The following is a 20194-nucleotide window of genomic DNA, read 5'->3' as shown; positions in this document are numbered from 1 at the left end:
GGAACTTTTCGGTGTGAAAAGTCATCAAAGCCTATGCCTATTGTAGCCAAAAGTATTCTTGTTGTAGCCAAAAGTATTCTTGCTTTATTATTATTGACTTTGATTAATTTTTCTGGCTTTGCCCAAGACACGATCGCTGTCAACAAAACTATTCGCCACACTATTAAGTCAGAATACCTTAACGAGAATAGAGACTACTGGATAAGCTTGCCAATTCGTTATTCAGATAGTCTGGAATATCCAGTCATCTATGTTTTTGACGCTGAATGGCGCTTTGAGTTGGTTCGTAACATTGCCTTTGATTGGGGAGCCAATGAGAAAATCCAGAACGCTATCATCGTAGGAATTCCTCATATCGATTGGAGAAAAAAGCGCGGCCAGGACCTTACTTTCAGTCATTCTACATACGAGTACGATGGTGAACAGGTAGACTCGACTTGGTACAATGACTCAAATTCAGGTAATGGTTTAAACTTTTACAAGTACCTGACAAAGGAGTTAATACCAAATGTAAACCGAACTTATTCGACCAATAATCATGAAACACTTATTGGGCATTCTTATGGTGGCTATTTTGGAGGATACATACTTTCACTTGACCATCCTTTTGACTCAATACATATTTATGACCCTTCAATTTGGTTTAGCAATGGTGAGGTAACTGAGGCTTTCAAAAACACACGCTATACAAAAGCCACAAAAATCCATATCACTTACCAGCCCGAACCGGAATTCCATAAGAGAAAAATTGAGGAGTTTATTGAAGCCTTAGAGCGCAATAAGAATATAACATTAACAAAGACTTTCTATCCTAACGAAACACACAACTCTCTTTATATCGATAGTTTCTATCAGGGTATCATTAAGACCAATAAGTAGTACGCTCACAAGAACTACACTCTAGTGTAGCGATTCCAAAACATAGCCGTAATAGCTTTATGCTTGATCAAAACATTGTATCAAGATGAAAAGACCGTTATCCCTACTGCTTTTGCTGAATAGCTTCGTAGCATTTGCTCAAAACGGAAATATTGAGGTCAATACTTACCGATATATCACTGACTCAATTTATTCGGACTACCTTCAAGATTACAGAACCGTAAAGATCTACTTACCTGAAGGATACACGGAAGACTCTAAATATCCGGTCATATATACATTAGATGGTGAATGGCTATTTGAACCTACAACGACTGAGGTAAAAAAACTTATTGACTTTGACGTTTTACCAAAGTCCATTGTCGTAGGTATTTTCCATAAAAACCGAAACCAGGATTTAGAAGTAACATGGAAAACAGGGCAGTTTAAATCAAAAAGCAATCAGTTCTACAAATTCTTGACTTTAGAGTTAGTTCCAAAACTAGATGACCATTATGCCACTTCTGGCTTTAATACGCTCATAGGGCATTCTAATTCAGCAACATTTTCGGCGAAGGTCTTAACTGAAGAAAAACAGCCATTTCGTGGTTTTATCGCATTGAGTCAGAACCTTTTTGGCAATCAACTTAACGAGTACATCAACTTTTCAAAACAAGAAAAAGAGAAGCCGATATTTTATTATGTGGCATCTGGGAAACGAGACGCCATCGACAGGTTGGAGTCAGGCCAACAGCTTGATAGTTTGTTCAACATTAACCAAAACAAACATCTAATTACACGTCATGATTTATTCGATGCTGATCACGATGGAGTAGCAGCTAAGGGTCTGGATAATGGCATTATACATGTTTTTTCAAGTTATAAGCGTCACAATGATTGGGAGGAAGACTTAATCGATGAGCTTTGGGCTAAAGGCATCAAATCCATGGACTTTTTAAACACGCACAAAAGTGAAATGGCCAATATTTATGGCATAGACTATAAATTCAACAAAACTGACTTAGGTTTTATGAAGGCTATGGCCATGACCAATGAAGAAATTGCTGAAATACAAGCCTTTGAAATAGCCAACTTCGAGATTTCGCGAGACTTCTACTCTGGCTATGCCCAGTTATATGAAGCTATCAAGAGTTACGACAAGGCTTTAGAATATTGGAACCTAAGGCTTGAAAAAAACATGGATGAGGATATTCATCCGTTTTATTATAGACGAGCAGTTGAATTGCTTCATGTAAAAATGAAAGCTCCAGAAAAAGCGATAGAATTTGCTAGAAAATGGCGTGAAATCCGGCCTAACCTTTCGCCATATTTTAACCTATGGATTTCCAGAATCGCAGTGGCATCTGGCAAATCAAAGGATGTTGGGTTAGCCTCTATCCGAGAATATATCAAGAACTATGATAGCGACTTTCCCGGGGACCTGACAGAGGCAAGAGCTATTGAGTCTGAATTGACTGAAACTTCGGCAATAGAAAAGGAAAAAAGGAAGTAATTCTACCCCATAAAAAAAGCCTAGCTTTTTTAGCTAGGCTTTAATAAGACTAGGAAAGCCCTATTTGTCGTTTTGGATTAAATATGGCGTTTTACCATCTGTAATAATCACCTTAGAATTCTGAGATTTAGCTAATTCAATGAATGCTTCGATACTCTTAAATTCAAGAATCTGCTTAGTCAAACCTTCTGCCAATATCTTCTGGGCATCTCTTGTACCCTTAGCTGCGATCAGTTTACGCTCAGCTTCTAATTTTTCTCTGTCAAGAATAAACTTCATTCGTAAAGCATCTTGCTCGGCCTGAAGCTTTTGTTCTATACTATTGGCTAAGGCCGCAGGTAACTGGATACTCTTCAATAAAACCTCCTCGATCAAGATCCCTTTGTCATTCAAAATTTCACTCATGCGCGTGGCAATGGCTCCCTCAATATTAGCCCTCATACCAGAGTGCATGTCTTTAGCGCTATATTTTGAACAAACATCAGCACTGGCACTTCTAAAGATGTTGGCAATGATAGGTTCAAAATTAAGGCCCAAATCTTCCACGACTTGTGTTACTTTTTCGGCATTTACCTGATATAAAATAGAGATTTGAGAAGTAATACTCAACCCTTCCTTACTCGGTAAACTAATTGTCAACTCAAGGTTTTCAGTTTGTGTAGACACTTTGATTACACGGCTACTCAACGGATTATACCAAATTGATCCAGATGCTTTTGACTGATCACTGAGCTTACCCATTTTCTGTTTTACACCCACTTCTCCTGGACGAATGACGGCACAACTACTTAACGATACTGCGAGAACTAATACTATAAACAACCTCATATGAATGTATTTGATGGACTGATATATACCTCAGTTACAGTCAATGAGTTGCGCATTTATGATAATATTATTCGTAGTTTAAATTATAGTTAATTTATTATATGTATGACAAACAATTGAGTTCGGTAAGTAGTTATAATAACTTATACAATGATGAAAAGGCACTTTTTAGCCATACTTTACTCATCTTGTAAACACTCTACTGGGTTTACATTGGCTGCCCTCATCGCTTGAATAGCTACGATCCCCCATGCCAAGAGTACTACCACCAGCCCAGAAACTGCAAAGATTCCAAAGTTTAAGTCCATACGATAAGCAAAACCATCAAGCCAACCTTGGGACAAATAATATCCGACAGGAATAGAAATGATCAGTGAGATAATCACCGTCCTGGTTAAATCTTTTGTCAAAAGGCCAACGATTCGCCAAACACTCGATCCTAGCACCTTGCGAATACCGATCTCTTTGAGCCTCATTTGTACTGTAAATGCTGCAAGCCCCAATAACCCTAAACAAGAAATAAAGACCACTACAATAGCAAAATATCTATACAGTCGTGCCGTTCGCTCTTCCGCCAGATATAGTGCTTCGTAATTCTGATCTAAGAACTCATAGTCGAAAGGCAAACCTGGATTAAATGATCGGTATAGTTCTTCGAGTTCCGTTATGGTTTCTCGTTCTGTGCCTGACTGAATTTTTATAACTGCCCGATTGACATCCTCGGGCCTAAAAACGAGAAAACTTGGTTTAATTTCATTGTGAAGTGACTGCAAATGAAAGTCCTTCATTATCCCGATTACTTGCTTTTTGCCACGTATGTCATAAACCTTACCCACTGGATTTTCTACACCCATGGCCTTCACAGAGGTCTCATTCAGGATAATTTTCGTCTCTTCATTGGCAAATTCTCTGGAAAACGATCGGCCTTCGAGTAGTTCTATGCCCATAGTTTCTAGGAAATCATAACCAACCCTGGCAAAAGTAAACTGGACCATAGGTTGATCTTCTCTTGGGAATCCTCCACCTGAATTAGTGAAGTATATTGGATTACCCTGTACCATTCCAGCACTTACAACCCCTCTTAATGCTTTTGCCTCATTCAAAAAGGCCTCGTAATTCCCCAACATTTTGCCTTCGCTGCGAAACGATAATACGTTATCTCTGTCATAACCTAAGTTCTTTGATTGGGTATAGTCAATTTGTTTGTTCACCACAATGACAGTTATGATTAAAACCAATGAGACGCAGAACTGGAAGACCACCAGGCCTTTTCTAACAAGAACTTCACTGATAGAAGTTTTGAGCTTGCCTTTTAAGATTAGAATAGGTTTCATCCTAGAGATGAAAAACGCAGGGTAACTTCCCGAAATTAAGCCTGTTGCAATTACGATAGCAATGATTCCGACGATAAGTTCTGCGTCCCAATTTATGATAATATCTCTACCAGAAATCATGCTCAACTTTGGGTATAGTGCCATGGCGCCGATCACCGCGATTACCGATGCCAGACCAGCCAAACACACTGATTCTGTGATATACTGAAAGGCCAGTGACCTTCTAGATGCGCCAACTACTTTTTTAACCCCAACCTCTTTCAACCTCCTAAAGGCTTGAGCAGTGGACAAGTTCATAAAGTTGATACAAGCCACAAGCAAAACCATAACCCCTACGGCAGCAAATAGAATGATATAATCAATTCGGCCACCGGCTAATACGCCATTCTCGTATCTATCATATAAATAACGGGTTGAATACTGCTGCAAAAACATATTCTCACCCCATTCTGGATCTAAATCATCGTCTTCTGGATATCTTTTATTTCTAAAAAAGACGTTGAGTTTTTCATTAAACTGGTCTAAATCCGTTCCTTCTTTTAATGTGATATAAACGCGAGAACTATTACTATTCCACTTATTATTACCAGGGCTTCGTTTGCTCAAGAAAAGCTCAGTGGTCAATAAGTAGTCAAACTTTTCTGAGACATTCTGCTGGGACAAGTCTACAATACCTGTGACTAAATAATCGCCTTCATATCGCGTACCATATTGAGTTTCCCCCAAAATGGAAACAACTTTTCCTACGCCCACTTCCTGATTCACGGATAAGGTTTCGGCCATTTTTTTAGACAAAACAATGGAGTTGATTCCCGATAATGCGCTAGCCCTATCACCTTGAATTAAATCATAGGAAAAGGCGTTGAAAAAGTCTTTTCCTGCTAAGCGACCACTGGCTTTAATATTCTTATCACCATATGATAGGTAAACATCTGACCACACTTCCACAAAAGGAACGGCATATTCTACTTCGGCCATTTCTGCCCTTAAAGCATCCGGTAGTAAATCGGAGTTGTTATTATAGACTCGAATACCTTGCCCATAATTGGAGTTTCTCATGACTTGAAAAAGTTGTTCATCTTTTTCATGAAAGGCATCTACTGTGACTTCACTATAGACCCAGAAGTAAATGAGTAGTGCCGACAATAGACCAACTGACAGCCCCACTAAATTGATTAAAAAGGAACTTTTGTATCGCTTAAAGTTCCGCAGTGTAATTAAAAGATTATGTTTAAACATAGCTGTTGTGTTTGAGTTCCGATTACTCGGGTTGACCTGAAATATTGATTTAATAAACTCGGGACGCAGACATCGCATGACGCCCCAAAAGAATTTTCTTTTTGCCTTTGTTGGTGATTCGGTATAATAGATCTCGTAGAGCTCAACAAGATCACCTTCGAATTCTTCGAGGTATTCTTCTTTACAAAACCATCGTAAAAACCTCTGCGACCTATGTGGTGGTTGTGGTTTCATTGACCAAATGAAATTTTCGGAATCTGTTTATAAATGCTCGTCCTTAATTCATATTGACTGTCCAGCATTTTTTTTCCAAGCGAAGTGATGGAGTAATACTTCTTCCTCCTACCCCCACGTTCATTGGTGATTCCACCATAACTTGATTCCACAAAGCCTTTTTTTTCCATTCGCTTCAAGGCCACATGGATGGCACTGATGTTTAATTTCTTTTTCAACCTTTCTCCTAGTTGCTCAAGAATCAGCACACCATAAGCCTCATTATTATTCGCCGCTACCACAAGTAGTACGAGTTCTTCGAATTCACCAAGTGAGTGTCCAGACATAAGAATTAATTTACTTAACAAAAGTAAAACTAATTATTAATTTCATATTTGTTAAGTAAATACATTGTAAATTCTTAAGGGTTGCACATCAACTGATTATTTTTCAATCTTATTGATGTAATAGACGTATTAATGGGCTTTAGACTAAAATTTACAGTTATCTAGGCTCGAAACAAGTATAGCTTATTGGGTGTTGCTATCGCATAGATCGTAAAAGACAAGATAACTATGTCCAATAGAATCCTATTCTGCATACTATTGATGACGCTAAGTCTAAAAGCTAACAGTCAAAATTCGGAATTTAAAAACCAAAGGGCTGAACTAGCGATATTTAATGTAGGCATGAATGGCCTTGTTGCTGGTTTAGGTAGTGTAATCAATAAAAAAGGTGGAGACGCTAACTTTAAGACATTTTTAAATGGCTTCTACAAAGGAGCAATTGGCGGAGGTATTAGTCACATAGGCCTATCCATGACCAATCTCGTCTTCCAACAAAAGAATATTGCCTATGCATGGCCTGCTAGAATCGTCAATTCCCTAGGTAGTTCAATTGTCCAAAATGCTGCACAGGATATGGGTATGTTCGAGCGATTGCATTTCAATTTGTATATAACAAGACTCGAATACTTCCCATTAAAACGAAAATTGAAAGCACGGCTATTCGTTTCCTCATTATTCGGTTTAAGAATAGTCGGGAGAGGCGCACGATTTGACCTAGGTAAAACCTTAAAATCCGGAATTCTCTTTTTCGAATCCGATGGAAGGTTCTCTTCTTCACTTGGTTCTGGAAAAGCCACAGGGCAAGTAAGCTCAATCGGCATGAGCTCAAGGTTAGAGGGAGATGAATTTTATGATACATATGCGGAAGAGGTAGCGCATATATTGCAATATGATAGAAAAGTAGGCGGAAATGCTTACTTAACAAAGTTCGATGCCAACCTTAAAACATCCTCGAATTTCTACAAATCACTCTCTAAGTATATCTATTTTGATATGAATGGGCCCGTTTTTTGGCTAGCATATAGTTTTGAAGATGCTACACGCTGTAATTTCTTTGAACAGGAAGCTGTAAACTACGCCAATAGACGACTTGATTTTTGTAATTAAACTACAACAGCAAATCACACAAGCAACCATCCCACCCACTAGCTGTCTTTTACATTAACCTCAAACTACAGCTATGCGAAATTTCGTAATCATCATTCTGCTATGTCTTTCTGTGACAATCAAAGGGCAGATGCCACCCGTACCTGACCTACCCTATTCAAGCTTGGAAGAGGTCGGCTTTAACCGGGACTCCATGGATGTGCTGATCAATGATATTTACAATTTCGATAATGGTGACTTTACGGGTTTAGTCATTATCAAAGATCACAAATTAGTCACTGAATGGCATTTTAATACTTTCTGGAGAAAACAGATCCTTGATATTCGATCGGCCGGTAAAAGCATAACATCCTTATTACTAGGTGTTGCCATGGAAGAAGGATTAGTGCAAAGCATAGATCAAGATGTCTACTCGTTTTTTCCAAAAGAGAAATACCCCAACATTCATGAAGACTACAAGAAAATTAAAATAAGCCACCTGTTAAATATGGCTTCTGGTTTGGATGCCGATACTGATCGAGGCGAGACCCCAGGGCATGCCGTAAACTGGTCAGGAAAAGAAGAATGGGTTCAATACATATTGGGCGTTCCTTTAGCCAATAAGCCTGGTGAAAAGTGGGTATATGCCGATATCAATGCGGCCGTCATAGGAGCGATAATCGAGGAAACTTCTGGTATGAGCCTAAGAGATTTTGCGAACAAACATGTCTTTAAACCCATGGGTATCAAACAGTTCTTTTGGTTCACCAATGAGGCTAATCAAACTGTGGCCGCTGGTACTTTATACATATCTACCTTAGATTTCGCAAAACTCGGAGTTCTAGTTGCTAATAATGGCCAATGGGCCGACAAACAAATTGTCCAATCCGAATACGTAGAAAAATTGATCGCAAGCCGGGACTTTGACTTGACTGATTACTGGGCTTTAACCGACGCTTATGGCATGCTATGGTATAAAAAATCTCGAACAATCAATGGTCGCAAATTTGACTATTTATGGGCATCAGGCCGGGGCGGAAATCAGTTAATTGTATTGCCAAAAGAGAATATGGTCATCGCACTCACCTCCACTGCCTACGGGCCACGGTATGGGCATCCTAGGGCTTATAGAGTGCTCGGCAAAGTACTAGCCGCCATAAAATGATCTAGGTACCCACGACCTTTGTCTATCAAAATGGCATTTTCATCAGATAAATCAGGCATGCGTCGATTCATTGTCCCCTTAGAGTAGGCGCGCTAATTTTCTTAGTTAATTTAGGAACTCACAATACCTATAAGAATGAAAACAAGACTATTTTTTGCGCTACTATTGATCACCGCGCTGTCAAACGCTCAAGAAACCTCCATTGCTTACGAACTGAATGGAAGAAAATCGAATCAAAGCCTTGAAGCTGGTGATTACAAAACTTCTATTAATCCATTTGTAAAATTCATCGGCGAGTGGGGGCTTAAAAATGATGATTGGACACAGAATTGGGGAGGCGAGACTGAAACGATTAAAATCCCAGGTCACCATACTGTATCTAGTCAAATTAACACTGACAATAGCTTGCTTTCAATCATTGACGGACCTGAGCCCAATGGACATATTTTTTGGTCATTTAACCCTAATACCAAAGAAGTATTTCACTCTTCTAGTTTTGGTACTATTCGCGCAGGCCAAGGCCAAGGTACAGTCAATGAGAATGGAGATCTTAGATTAAAAATCTCTTTTGAAGGCGAACCCAAAAACACCTACCGAATCTATACCTACACATGGGTTAGTTTAGACGAATATGCCCTTAAATCAGTCCAGTTCGATGCATCTGACAAACCAACTGGCTTATTCTATCAAGGGAACTTCGTTCGAATCAAAAAAGACAAAGCCGATTTAGCTAAGCAAGAAATCCTAAAGCATGGGGCGGAAATTAGAGCTGCATTTGCCGAAGGCGACGTTAAGAAAATTGAAAGCCTCCACCACCCCGAAGTTAAAAAAGCTCTGGGCTTCAATGATACTCAGGTGGGTAGAGAGGCTGTTATTAACGGCATAAAAGGCACACTTGAAAATTTCAGATTAGAATTTGTTAAAAACGAGGTCGAAAGTATTCTGATCGAGAGAAACATTGCGATTGAGCAGACGCGATTCTCAATCAAAGGAACCCCGCTAGCTGGCGGAGAATCCTTCATTTTCGGAGGCCGAACTATGGTAACGTATATCAGATATCCTGAAAGCCCCACTGGCTGGGCTACGATTCGAGAAATAATACAACCAGAATCCAATTAGAGAGCTGGTAAATACCTTTCTTTTTAAGCCCATAATGTTGATATTCCTCCCTTAAACTAGGGAAGAATGAATGCTCACGAAATAGACTACACACTGCATGGAGATGACATGCAAATGGTGGAAATAGAATTGGATCCACAAGAAACAGTGATTGCCGAAGCAGGGGCGATGAACTGGATGGACACCCAGATTAGTTTCGAAACTAAAATGGGAGATGGATCTGAACCTGATAAAGGTTTTTTTGGAAAACTGGTCAGTGCAGGTAAGCGCGCACTAACGGGAGAATCTGTCTTTATGACTCATTTTACCAATATTGGGAATGGTAAGAGAAAGGTATGTTTTTCTGCTCCTTATCCAGGTAAAATTATTCCAATAGACCTTGCCGATGTCAATGGTGAGATTCTTTGCCAAAAAGATGCCTTTTTATGTGCTGCTTTGGGCACAAAACTAGATATAGCTTTCACTAAACGATTGGGTGCTGGTTTTTTCGGTAAAGAGGGATTCATACTGCAACACATTCAAGGGAATGGGAAGGCATTTTTGCACGCTGGTGGTACGGTTATCAAACGTGAACTGAATAATGAGACCGTATTGGTAGACACAGGCTGTGTTGTTGGCTTCACAGCGGGCATTGACTATGACATTCAACGAGCGGGCAACATGAAATCCATGTTTTTCGGTGGCGAAGGCCTTTTCTTAGCTACACTTAGCGGTACTGGCACCATCTTTTTACAGAGTTTGCCTTTCTCTAGACTGGCCAATCGCATTATTCAAGAAGTTCCTGTACAGACTAGAGACAACGGCTAAAGCCTAAATATGTCTTCTTAATCTACTCAAGGTGCTGTCCGTGACACCCAAATAAGATGCAATATGCTTGAGTGGCGAGCGCCTGATAACTTCAGGGCGCTCACTCAAAAGTTTTTCATACCGATCGCGTGCGGGATCGGTATGTCCAGACAAATAAAACTCTTGCCTTTTCACCAAATAGTTTACCATCCACTCCCTACCCCAAGTACCAAAAGGTCCATTTCCCTTCATAAACTTTGAAAAGTCTTCGAAGTTAACTTCCCACACCACAGAATCAGTCAAAGACTCGATTGCTTCGAGCGAATTCTTTCTCAAAAAGAAACCATTGAACTCCATGGCGATCTCCTGGGTGCCGTAAAAGTTAGTCGTGACATCATCGCCATTAGGAGAAATGACAAAAGACCTGAGTAGCCCCTCCTCCACTATCCAATAGTGATTACTTTTTACGCCAAGCTTCAATAGCGGCTGTCCCTTTTTTATTTCTTTCCGATGATGAATACCAAAAAGCTCATTTTTAGCACTAATAGATAGTTTGGCTTTATGATAAATCGAATTGAGCAACTCCATATGCACTAACTTTTCAGAATATCTCGGATGATCTTTAAATGGTGCTTTGTGTGCACTTCAATAAAGCGTTTTGTCCTGCGCCGATTCAAGTTTTTAAAAGCAAAATGATAGAAGAAGCTCTTTTTAGGTAGTTCATCGAACCGATCCATTTTATCACGTGCCTCTTTCAATTGCGTATAAATATCGGCTGTATTGATGTTATCTGGTGGCAATACCACCTTAGGCGAGGTGGCAATACCTCTCGGGAAATCCCCCCAAAGAAAGACAAATGGTCTTGCGAGACTAAACTGATACTTATACTCCGTTGGATCAGATGAAGACAAAGAATCGTAAATTTTATTGACCACTTTAAGCATATGATCAATATGCCAAGCAACATCAGATTTTGACACCTCTGCGTTGAGACTATCCCGTAAAGGAATTAGTGATTCGATTTTATCAAAGTGCTTGTCCATTTTAGAAAGTTTGCTTTGCTGTTGCGCATGTATCCACCATGGTGCAACTAAAAATACTGAGATTATAATGTTCCTTTTCATTTGAATGAGTTTTTGATTGTTGTCATCGCAAATTAGATAGGGACACCTGCAAACTTCTTGACCTAAGGCAAGAAATGGCCTTTCAATTGTGAATCACAATTTGACCGATATTTCTGTAAAGAGTATTTTGAGGTAAAAGACTAAACCGCCTCTCTTTGTGTTTTCATTTTGCGCTCGTAATCGTTGATGGCCACAAAATAATCTGGATCCTCGACAACGTTTACTTCACAAATTTCACTCGCACGTTTCACCATTCTGATACAGTCTTTACTCAGATGTCTCAAATGAATCGTTTTACCTTCTGAAGTATACTTCTCGGCAATCTTGTTGATAGCTTCTATGGCCGATTGGTCCATAACTCGAGATTCTTGGAAGTCAATAATTACCGAGTCCGGATCATTCTTCGCATCAAACTTGGTCAAAAAAGTAGTCGTTGAAGCGAAAAATAGTGGACCAAAAATTTCATAATGCTTCACTCCATGATCGTCGATATATTTTCTTGCCCGAATTCTTAAGGCATTTTCCCAGGCAAATGCTAATGCCGAAATAATTACGCCTACCAGCACAGCTACGGCCAAATCTTCAATAACGGTGATGACCGAAACGATGATGATTACCGAAACATCCAGTTTCGGCACTTTATTCCAAATGCGCAGGCTCGACCACTCAAATGTGGCGATTGCTACCATAAACATAACCCCCACCAAAACAGCGATCGGCACGATAGCGATAACTTCACCAAGGACAAGCATAAAGGATAACAGAAAAACTGCCGCGATAAATGATGATAGTCTCGCTCTTGCTCCTGAATTAATATTGATCATGGTTTGACCAATCATTGCGCAGCCACCCATTCCACTAAAAAAACCTGTTACTACATTGGCAACACCTTGTGCCATAGATTCTCTATTACCACTACCTCTTGTATCGGTCATTTCATCGACCAGGGTCAAGGTTAAAAGGCTTTCAATCAACCCTACTCCAGCTACCTTCAGGGCAAAAGGAAGAATAATTAGGAAGCTTTCCATGTTAAATGGAATGGCATCGAACATCATATAGAAAGGAGCAAACAAGCCGTCAGACATAGAACTCATGTCTGCTTTATCACCTATTGTAATGGTATTTGGGAAGAAGAATACCGCCACGACTGAGGCTACGACGATGGCCACTAAAGCCGACGGTATGGCCTTGGTAAACTTTGGCAGTACAAACATAACCAGCATTGTAATCGCAATAAGGGCACCGAACGCGATCAAACCAGCATTATCTAGAGCACCTCCAGTTTTGCTCGTAAATTGACTGAATTGAGCCATGAAAATGACGATCGCCAGTCCGTTTACAAAACCCAGCATTACCGAATGCGGAACCATTCTAATAAACTTACCAAGTTTCAGGGCACCAACGGCCATTTGAAATAAACCGGCTAAAATGATGGTGGGAAAAAGATACTCTACACCACTATCCATAACCAAGGGTGCAATAACGACGGCCACAGCACCTGTAGCACCTGTAATCATACCAGGCCTACCTCCCAAAAGTGAGGTAATGAAACCCATCATAAAAGCAGAAAAAAGACCAATTTTTGCATCCACCCCAGCTATGATGGCAAATGCGATGGCCTCAGGCACCAAGGCGATCGCCACGGTAAGGCCTGATAAAACTTCGTCTTTAATGGTTCCCTGTTTCCTGTTGATAAAAGTATAAGTCACACTCTTGGTTTTACGCTTCAAAAAATCAAGCGGCAAAGGTAATCTTTCCTATTGATTCTGTAGTAATAGTGTTCACGAATAGTCTAGCTATCGATTGCATCCCATTGACTATCAATACCTAAATAAATTTCGTTGCCTGTGTGACATTTGAACAAAACGGCGTTTAATCATGTGAACTAAACATACACAATACACCTTTTTTCACTATGCAAACCAAAACGCTTCGCTACTTACTTTTGTCAATCCTCTTGGTCCTAGTTTTAACCAGCTGTGATACAGATGACTCTCCAGATACAAATACCTTAGCCGGATATATTGAAGCTTCAGACTCAGATCCAGTGAACGAACTCATTGCATGCGCTCTAGGTGGCGAATCCAATGCCCTTGCATCCGCTAGCCATCCAGTATCCATACTTTTTCTTCCAGAAGGTAATGCCTCGGAATTTAAGTATTTCGAAACCACGGGAATTGACGTGGACAACACGGACTTTTCACAGTACAATCAGACAACCTTGAATGATGAACCGCTCTTTGGTGGTTTTCTAAGGTATTTCGAGCAAAGTGCCACTCAAAATGAGCGATGGGGAATAGTGACGTTTGTGCGAAACGGGGCTGTCCACTATTCTAACCCGATTAGAATAAAGTATTCCGAAAAACCCACGGAGTTTAACAATGCACTGCTGAACATAGACCAGACGGATGTGTTATCTCCAATTTTTCAGTGGGAAGAAGGACGAACACCCGAAAACGTGATTTACTTTCATGTGGTGTCTGACCAAAACGGTGACTTAATTTCAGGAACCTATACGACTGAGAGAAATTGGCAGTTTTATGACTTGTCTAATGTTGTTCTCAATATTAATGATGTGGCCCCTGCCCCAATGTTGATGTCCGATTCAAATTATACCTATACCATGCTTGGGGTTAGCCTGGATAATTGGGTCAACCTGGTACTCAACACGTCTTTCGATACATTTTAAAAATTTATTTTACTGATATTCAATTAGTTACAATAATAATAACTACAAATTAGGTAAAAATGCAACCATTTATACCAAATGGCATCTATATAATAACTACTTTTGAGGTAAATATAGAATCATGGGTAAAAATCACTTAGGCGAATTCGAAGAAGTTGTAATGCTTACCGTAGCCATTTTACATGGCGAGGCTTATGGAGTAGCCATTATTGAAGAAATGGAATCTAGACTCAAAAGGTCAGTCAGCATTGGCTCTTTGCAGGTAGTGTTAAAAAGACTGGAAGAAAAAGGCTACCTCAAATCTGAGATGGGTGAAGCCACCTCAGTAAGAGGCGGGAAACGCAAGCGTTTTTTCACAGTAACTAACGTAGGCAAAGACATGCTGCGAACCTCGAAAGAGCAGCGCATGCAGCTGTGGAACGCCTTGCCAGATGTAGCACTAGAATTTGCTGGCTTAAAATAGAATCTATTCAATGAGCCAATCTCAACCAACACCTCCACAGCTTATACTTCGGTTTTTCCGAATGTACTGCAATCCACTACTGGTGGAAGCTATAGAGGGTGATTTGGTGGAAAGGTTCGAGATACGCGCTTCGAAAAAAGGTCATAAAAAAGCGAAGCGATTATTTATAAAGGATGTAGTTCAGCTCTTCAGGCCTGAAATCATCCGACCAATTACAGGAACTCAAAAACTAAACGAATTAGGCATGTTTAAAAACAACATTGTTGTTGCCAAAAGGCAACTATTGAGACATAAGATGTACTCAACCATAAAAATTGGAGGCTTTGCGCTAGGTATAGCAGTTTGCTTACTCATCTCACTTTTTATTAAGAATGAACTTAGCTATGACAAGCATATCCCAAATCACGAAAACCTTTATCGAGTTTTAAATAACTATAAACTTGATGGCGACATCATTAGATGGACGTGGTTTGCCCCACCGTTTGCCCAAGCCATTCAAGATGACTTCCCAGAAGTAAGCCTAGCTGGTAGAACACTTGAAGGAAATGGTTTTGGCGCAGGAAAAACTAACATTCGCATAGAAGGCGAAATGCAGAATCATTATGAAGGAGACTTTATCTACGCTGATCAGCAGATTCTAGACCTCTTTCAGTTTGACATGGTGCACGGGAACTTGAAAGAAGCCCTTGCTCAACCCAACACCTTGGTTATGACAAGGAAAAAAGCCGAAAAACTCTTTCCAGAGGAAAATCCAGTTGGAAAAACAGTTTATATCAATGACAATACCGATCGCCCATTTAAAATCACGGGTGTTTTGGAAGACCTCCCTTCCACAGGATTCTTTCAATTTGATTTTCTCTGGACACTTTCAGGTAGAGAATTCTGGGATGGCGAACAAGCCTCTTGGGAATCTCAGAACTATCAGGTTTATGTAAGAGTAAATCCAGGAACAGATATCGAGTCGCTTAACTCAAGGCTATCTGAAATTGGAACAAAGTATATACTCCCAGTAGAAAAGAGAAATGGTAATCCGAATGCAGAGGAGGAAATGAAAAATATGAGTTTCAGCCTTCAGCCGGTTACGGATATTTACCTTCACAGTACTGACATTAGCGACCCATACCGCAAGAGTGACATAAAGTACATCTGGATCTTCGGTATAATCGCAGCGTTTATTCTTGGTTTAGCTTGCATTAATTTTATCAACCTATCTACGGCAAAATCTGCCAACAGAGCCAAAGAAGTTGGTCTTCGCAAAACAATTGGCTCATACAGGTCTCATTTGATTACACAGTTTTTAACTGAATCAATTCTCTATAGCCTCTTGTCATTTGGCATCGCCATTGGTATTGCCAGTCTAGTTATGCCTTATTTCAACGAATTGGCAGGCAAATCTTTAGAACTTCCATGGACTGAACTCTGGTTTATTCCTACACTCGCAATCTCAGCTATAATTATTGGAGTGATTGCGGGGCTTTATCCAGCGTTTTATTTGTCCTCTTTTAAACCCGCCTTAGTCCTAAAAGGAAAGTTGAGTATGGGAAGCAAAAGCTCTAGACTCAGAAATGCCTTAGTGGTATTTCAATTTACGGCGTCAATTGTGCTCATCATCGGAACGTTTGTGGTGTATCAGCAAATGGAGTTCATCTTGAATACCAATACAGGATTTGACAAAGAACAAGTAATTCAAGTCAGAGGAACTGGTTTCCTGGGAGATCAAACGACTCCATTTAAAAATGAGCTTCTCAAAATTTCAGAAGTTAGCAATGTTAGCGTGAGTAGCTATTTGCCTATCAGAAGTACTTCACGAAATGGAAATACTTGGTGGAAAGATGGTAGAACCAAGATTGATGCTGGTATTACTGGACAGAATTGGGAAGTTGATGAAGACTACATCGCAACACTTGGTTTAGAACTGCTAGAAGGAAGAAATCTTGATCGAACGATTAGTTCAGATACCTCTGCTATGATCATTAACCAAGAAATGGCCAAAAAACTTGGCATTATTGATAATCCTATCGGTCAAAAGATCACAAACCGTGCAAGTAACAGAATGGTTTGGACAGTTGTAGGCTTAATCCAAGACTTCAACTTCGAGGATTTAAGAGCCCCTATTCGGCCACTAGCCATGCGATTAAATTATGGAGCAAACATCGCCTCCATAAAAATGAATGGCGAAAATATTGCTTCTACGCTAAGTCAAATTCAGGGAGTATGGGAAGAAATAGCCCCTAATCAACCATTCGTGTACGAATTCATGGATCAGAGCTTTGCCAAGATGTATGCGAATGTGAAGCAAATCAGAAATATATTGACCTCGTTTGCCGTGTTGGCTATAATAATTGCGTGTCTCGGGTTATTTGGACTTTCAGTCTTTATGGTCGAGCAGCGTTCAAAAGAAATAAGCGTAAGAATGGTTTTGGGGGCAAAAGTCACTCAAGTGGTCAGCATGTTGAGTTTCAACTTCATGAAACCAATCTTAGTCGCATTGCTGCTAGCCACACCAATTGCATGGTATATGATGAACGAATGGCTCAGCGATTTTGAATACAAAATCGGCCTAAGTGTTCAATTATTCGTATTGGCTGGCCTTTCAGCTCTGCTAATAGCACTTATTACCATTAGTTTCCAATCGCTAAAGGCAGCATTTACCAGCCCGGTACAAGGCTTGCGTAATGAATAACTCAACGAAATATGGAAAAACCCCTCTACTCCTACGATTTTTTCGATGGTTCTGCGACCCGAATATAGTCGAGGATATAGAAGGCGATCTGCTTGAAAGATTTGAAATCAGTGCTGCCAAGGAGGGGAAATCCATAGCCAGAAAGAGGTTAAATAAAGATGTAATCCAGCTATTTCGGCCTGGTATAATCCGATCTATGACTGGTACTAGAAAACTCAATTCACTAGGTATGATCAAAAACAACATTACCGTAGCAAAAAGACAGCTCTTAAGGAGCAAAATGTATTCTACGATCAAGATTGGCGGATTCGCCATTGGCATAGCGGTTTGCCTCCTTATCACACTTTTTATCAAGGAAGAACTAGACTACAACAAGCATATTCCTGGCTATGAAAACATTTTCATGGCGGTAAAAGAGTATCACGAGGAAGGCGAAGTGGAAAAATACACTTGGATGGCTCCGCCATATGCGAAAACGCTTTTAGCGGACTACCCTGAGGTGGAAAAAGCTGGCAGGATATTATTTAATGAAGGATTTGGTGCTGGAACAGCAAATATTCGTAAGGCAAATGATCCAACCAATTATTATGATAAGGGCTTCGCTTTTGCTGACCAGTCGATTTTAGAAATCTTTAATTACCCAATGGTCTATGGCGATCGTAATTCGGCACTTTCTGAGCCGAATAGCATAGTTCTGACTAGAACTAAGGCCGAAATGATCTTTCCAGGTCAAAATCCAGTGGGTGAAATTGTTTACATCGACGAAAACTCGGAAAATCCCATGACCGTAGGTGGGGTGATTGAAGATTTACCAGAAAACAGTACGGTTAAGTTCGACTATCTAAGAAGCTTGGCTGAAGTTGAATTCTGGCAAGGTGAACAGACTTCGTGGGGATCAAATAATTATCAAGTTTTTGTAACGCTAAAAACTGAAACCAACCCAGCCGAATTTCAAGGCAAGCTAGACCAGCTCAAATCAAAATATCTTTTGCCTACTTATCAGCAATTGGGTTTTGCAAATTCTGAGGGATTGGTAGAAACAATCCACTTTTTGATGGTTTCACTCGCCGATATTCATTTGAACAGTGCAGATGTAGTCGATCCATTCCAAAAAAGTGATATTAAGGTCGTGATGGTTTTTGCTATAATTGCCGCATTCATTCTGTGCTTGGCATGTATCAATTTCATTAATCTATCAACCGCCAAATCGGCTAACAGGGCAAAAGAAGTTGGGCTTAGAAAAACGATCGGTTCGAGTAGAGGCGGGCTGATCACACAGTTTCTCACAGAATCTACCCTATACAGTTTATTATCATTTATTCTGGCGCTAGTCTTGAGTTATTTACTCCTACCCTATTTTAATGAACTGGCTCAAAAATCGATCAGCTTACCATGGAACGAGCTTTGGTTTATCCCGAGTCTCACAGTTGCCTCTGTACTGATTGGAGTTGTGGCAGGGCTTTACCCAGCGTTTTATCTATCCGGATTTAAACCATCGACCGTTTTAAAGGGTGAATTAAGCATAGGCAGTAAAAGTGGTCGCTTAAGAAACACGCTTGTGATACTACAATTCACAGCTTCGGTGGTTCTAGTGATCGGCACTTTTGTGGTCTACGAGCAAATATCATATATCATGAATAGGGACATCGGTTTCGACAAAGAACAGGTGCTCATCATAGAAAGTCCATACTTGGTAGGAGATGATAAAATTGAAACTTTCCGAGCCGAACTCAATAAGCTTCCACAGGTAAATTCAACATCCTTTAGCGGTTATTTACCCGTATCTGGATCGACTAGAAATGGGAATGTTTGGTGGCTCGAAGGCCGAACAAAAAGCGATACTCCTGCCGATGGCCAAAATTGGACTGTCGACCATCATTATATGGAAACTTATGCCATTGAGCTTATCGAAGGCCGAAATTTTTCCAAAGAAATAAAGAGCGATAGTGCGGCAATGGTCATCAACGAGTCAATGGCCAAGGCGCTGAATATAGCTGATGATCCAATCGGCAAGAAAATCACCAATACAAATGACAATTCGCAGACATATAAGGTGATTGGTGTAGTTAAAGACTTTCATTTTTCACCAATGACAGAGGCCATCGAACCACTGGCCATGAAGCTCGGCACTATGTATTCTACTGGATCAGTTAAACTAGCAACCGACCAAATCCAAGGTGCTATCGATCGGATTAGAGGCGTTTGGGAAGAAATGGCACCGAATCAACCGTTTGTCTACGCGTTTTTGGACCAACGTTTTGAACGCATGTATGCCGAAGTTATCCGAATCGAAAAGATATTGATGGCCTTCTCATTGCTTGCCATTTTAATCGCCTGCCTAGGGCTGTTTGGGCTATCGGTATTCTTAGTGGAACAAAGAACGAGGGAGGTTAGCGTAAGACTTGTACTTGGGGCAAAAGTGGGACAAATCATTAGGCTATTGTCATTCAACTTTATGAAACCGATCTTAATTTCAATCCTTATCGCAATTCCAATTGCTTGGTATGTCATGAAAGATTGGATCAATAATTTCGTCTATTCCGATGGTCTTAATGTGACCGTTTTCGTGGTGGCCAGTGGCGCTACTTTCTTGATTGCGCTGATTACCATTAGCTTTCAGTCATTAAAAGCCGCACTGAGTAGCCCAATTAAAGGTCTACGAAACGAATAAAAGTTTTCTGCAACATTTTAAAGGCGACCGCTCTCTTATCAACTCAAGAGGGCGGTCGCCTTTTTTTAATCAAAAA

Annotated in this window: 16 protein-coding genes and 1 pseudogene; 10 read left to right on the top strand and 7 right to left on the bottom strand. The window is 40.2% G+C overall.

Annotation, left to right across the window (positions count from 1 at the left end):
• The first annotated feature begins 33 nt into the window (after window positions 1-33).
• Window positions 34-879: an alpha/beta hydrolase gene (locus BFP71_RS09785; protein WP_069835293.1), complete on the top strand. Its 846-nt coding sequence runs from the start codon at window positions 34-36 to the stop codon at window positions 877-879.
• Window positions 880-964: 85 nt separating this feature from the next.
• Window positions 965-2371: an alpha/beta hydrolase-fold protein gene (locus tag BFP71_RS09780; protein ID WP_069835292.1), complete on the top strand. Its 1407-nt coding sequence runs from the start codon at window positions 965-967 to the stop codon at window positions 2369-2371.
• Between the two features lie 60 nt (window positions 2372-2431).
• Here the strand turns inward: BFP71_RS09780 and BFP71_RS09775 are convergent, their stop codons facing one another.
• The 4 genes and pseudogenes from BFP71_RS09775 to BFP71_RS09765 form a co-directional block, all read right to left on the bottom strand.
• Window positions 2432-3199 carry a prohibitin family protein gene (locus BFP71_RS09775; RefSeq protein WP_069835291.1) on the bottom strand — a complete coding sequence of 256 codons (768 nt, stop codon included), beginning with the start codon at window positions 3197-3199 and terminating at the stop codon, window positions 2432-2434.
• Window positions 3200-3378: 179 nt separating this feature from the next.
• Window positions 3379-5772 (bottom strand): ABC transporter permease, encoded by a 2394-nt coding sequence (locus BFP71_RS09770; protein ID WP_069837034.1) that lies wholly within the window; start codon window positions 5770-5772, stop codon window positions 3379-3381.
• Window positions 5773-5832: 60 nt separating this feature from the next.
• A pseudogene (locus tag BFP71_RS19510) lies at window positions 5833-6006 on the bottom strand (permease prefix domain 2-containing transporter); the annotation flags it as partial.
• The gene (locus BFP71_RS09765) at window positions 6003-6332 is read right to left on the bottom strand and encodes a PadR family transcriptional regulator (RefSeq protein WP_069835290.1); all 330 of its coding nucleotides are present in this window, start codon (window positions 6330-6332) and stop codon (window positions 6003-6005) included. The gene BFP71_RS09765 and the pseudogene BFP71_RS19510, both read right to left, overlap by 4 nt.
• 228 nt (window positions 6333-6560) lie before the next feature.
• On the opposite strand from BFP71_RS09765, the gene BFP71_RS09760 reads away from it, so the two are divergent.
• The 4 genes from BFP71_RS09760 (at window position 6561) to BFP71_RS09745 (ending at window position 10509) form a co-directional block, all read left to right on the top strand.
• Complete coding sequence (locus BFP71_RS09760) at window positions 6561-7439, top strand: hypothetical protein (RefSeq protein WP_141719722.1); 879 nt, start codon at window positions 6561-6563, stop codon at window positions 7437-7439.
• 73 nt (window positions 7440-7512) lie between these two features.
• Window positions 7513-8583 (top strand): serine hydrolase domain-containing protein, encoded by a 1071-nt coding sequence (locus BFP71_RS09755; protein ID WP_069835288.1) that lies wholly within the window; start codon window positions 7513-7515, stop codon window positions 8581-8583.
• A gap of 135 nt (window positions 8584-8718) precedes the next feature.
• Complete coding sequence (locus tag BFP71_RS09750) at window positions 8719-9702, top strand: nuclear transport factor 2 family protein (protein ID WP_069835287.1); 984 nt, start codon at window positions 8719-8721, stop codon at window positions 9700-9702.
• Window positions 9703-9768: 66 nt separating this feature from the next.
• The gene (locus BFP71_RS09745) at window positions 9769-10509 is read left to right on the top strand and encodes a TIGR00266 family protein (RefSeq protein WP_069835286.1); all 741 of its coding nucleotides are present in this window, start codon (window positions 9769-9771) and stop codon (window positions 10507-10509) included.
• 3 nt (window positions 10510-10512) lie between these two features.
• On the opposite strand, the gene BFP71_RS09740 is transcribed toward BFP71_RS09745, so the two are convergent.
• From BFP71_RS09740 to BFP71_RS09730, 3 genes are all read right to left on the bottom strand, one after another.
• The gene (locus tag BFP71_RS09740; protein WP_069835285.1) at window positions 10513-11076 is read right to left on the bottom strand and encodes a Crp/Fnr family transcriptional regulator; all 564 of its coding nucleotides are present in this window, start codon (window positions 11074-11076) and stop codon (window positions 10513-10515) included.
• Window positions 11077-11081: 5 nt separating this feature from the next.
• Complete coding sequence (locus BFP71_RS09735) at window positions 11082-11612, bottom strand: DUF1569 domain-containing protein (RefSeq protein ID WP_088124972.1); 531 nt, start codon at window positions 11610-11612, stop codon at window positions 11082-11084.
• A gap of 140 nt (window positions 11613-11752) precedes the next feature.
• On the bottom strand, window positions 11753-13321 hold the full coding sequence (locus BFP71_RS09730; protein WP_069835284.1) for a SulP family inorganic anion transporter: 1569 nt from the start codon (window positions 13319-13321) through the stop codon (window positions 11753-11755).
• A gap of 206 nt (window positions 13322-13527) precedes the next feature.
• On the opposite strand from BFP71_RS09730, the gene BFP71_RS09725 reads away from it, so the two are divergent.
• The 4 genes from BFP71_RS09725 (at window position 13528) to BFP71_RS09710 (ending at window position 20118) form a co-directional block, all read left to right on the top strand.
• Complete coding sequence (locus BFP71_RS09725) at window positions 13528-14301, top strand: hypothetical protein (RefSeq protein ID WP_069835283.1); 774 nt, start codon at window positions 13528-13530, stop codon at window positions 14299-14301.
• A 121-nt stretch (window positions 14302-14422) separates the two neighbouring features.
• On the top strand, window positions 14423-14764 hold the full coding sequence (locus tag BFP71_RS09720; RefSeq protein ID WP_069835282.1) for a PadR family transcriptional regulator: 342 nt from the start codon (window positions 14423-14425) through the stop codon (window positions 14762-14764).
• 10 nt (window positions 14765-14774) lie between these two features.
• Window positions 14775-17447 (top strand): ABC transporter permease, encoded by a 2673-nt coding sequence (locus BFP71_RS09715; RefSeq protein WP_222843478.1) that lies wholly within the window; start codon window positions 14775-14777, stop codon window positions 17445-17447.
• A complete protein-coding gene (locus BFP71_RS09710; protein WP_088124971.1) occupies window positions 17440-20118 on the top strand; it encodes an ABC transporter permease in 2679 nt (892 codons plus the stop codon). The genes BFP71_RS09715 and BFP71_RS09710 overlap by 8 nt, the downstream gene beginning before the upstream one ends.
• The last annotated feature ends 76 nt before the right edge of the window (window positions 20119-20194 follow it).

The organism is Roseivirga misakiensis, from assembly GCF_001747105.1.
Taxonomy (GTDB): domain Bacteria; phylum Bacteroidota; class Bacteroidia; order Cytophagales; family Cyclobacteriaceae; genus Roseivirga; species Roseivirga misakiensis.
Note: the sequence above shows the minus strand (reverse complement) of the source record. Positions and strands in the feature narration are given on the sequence as shown.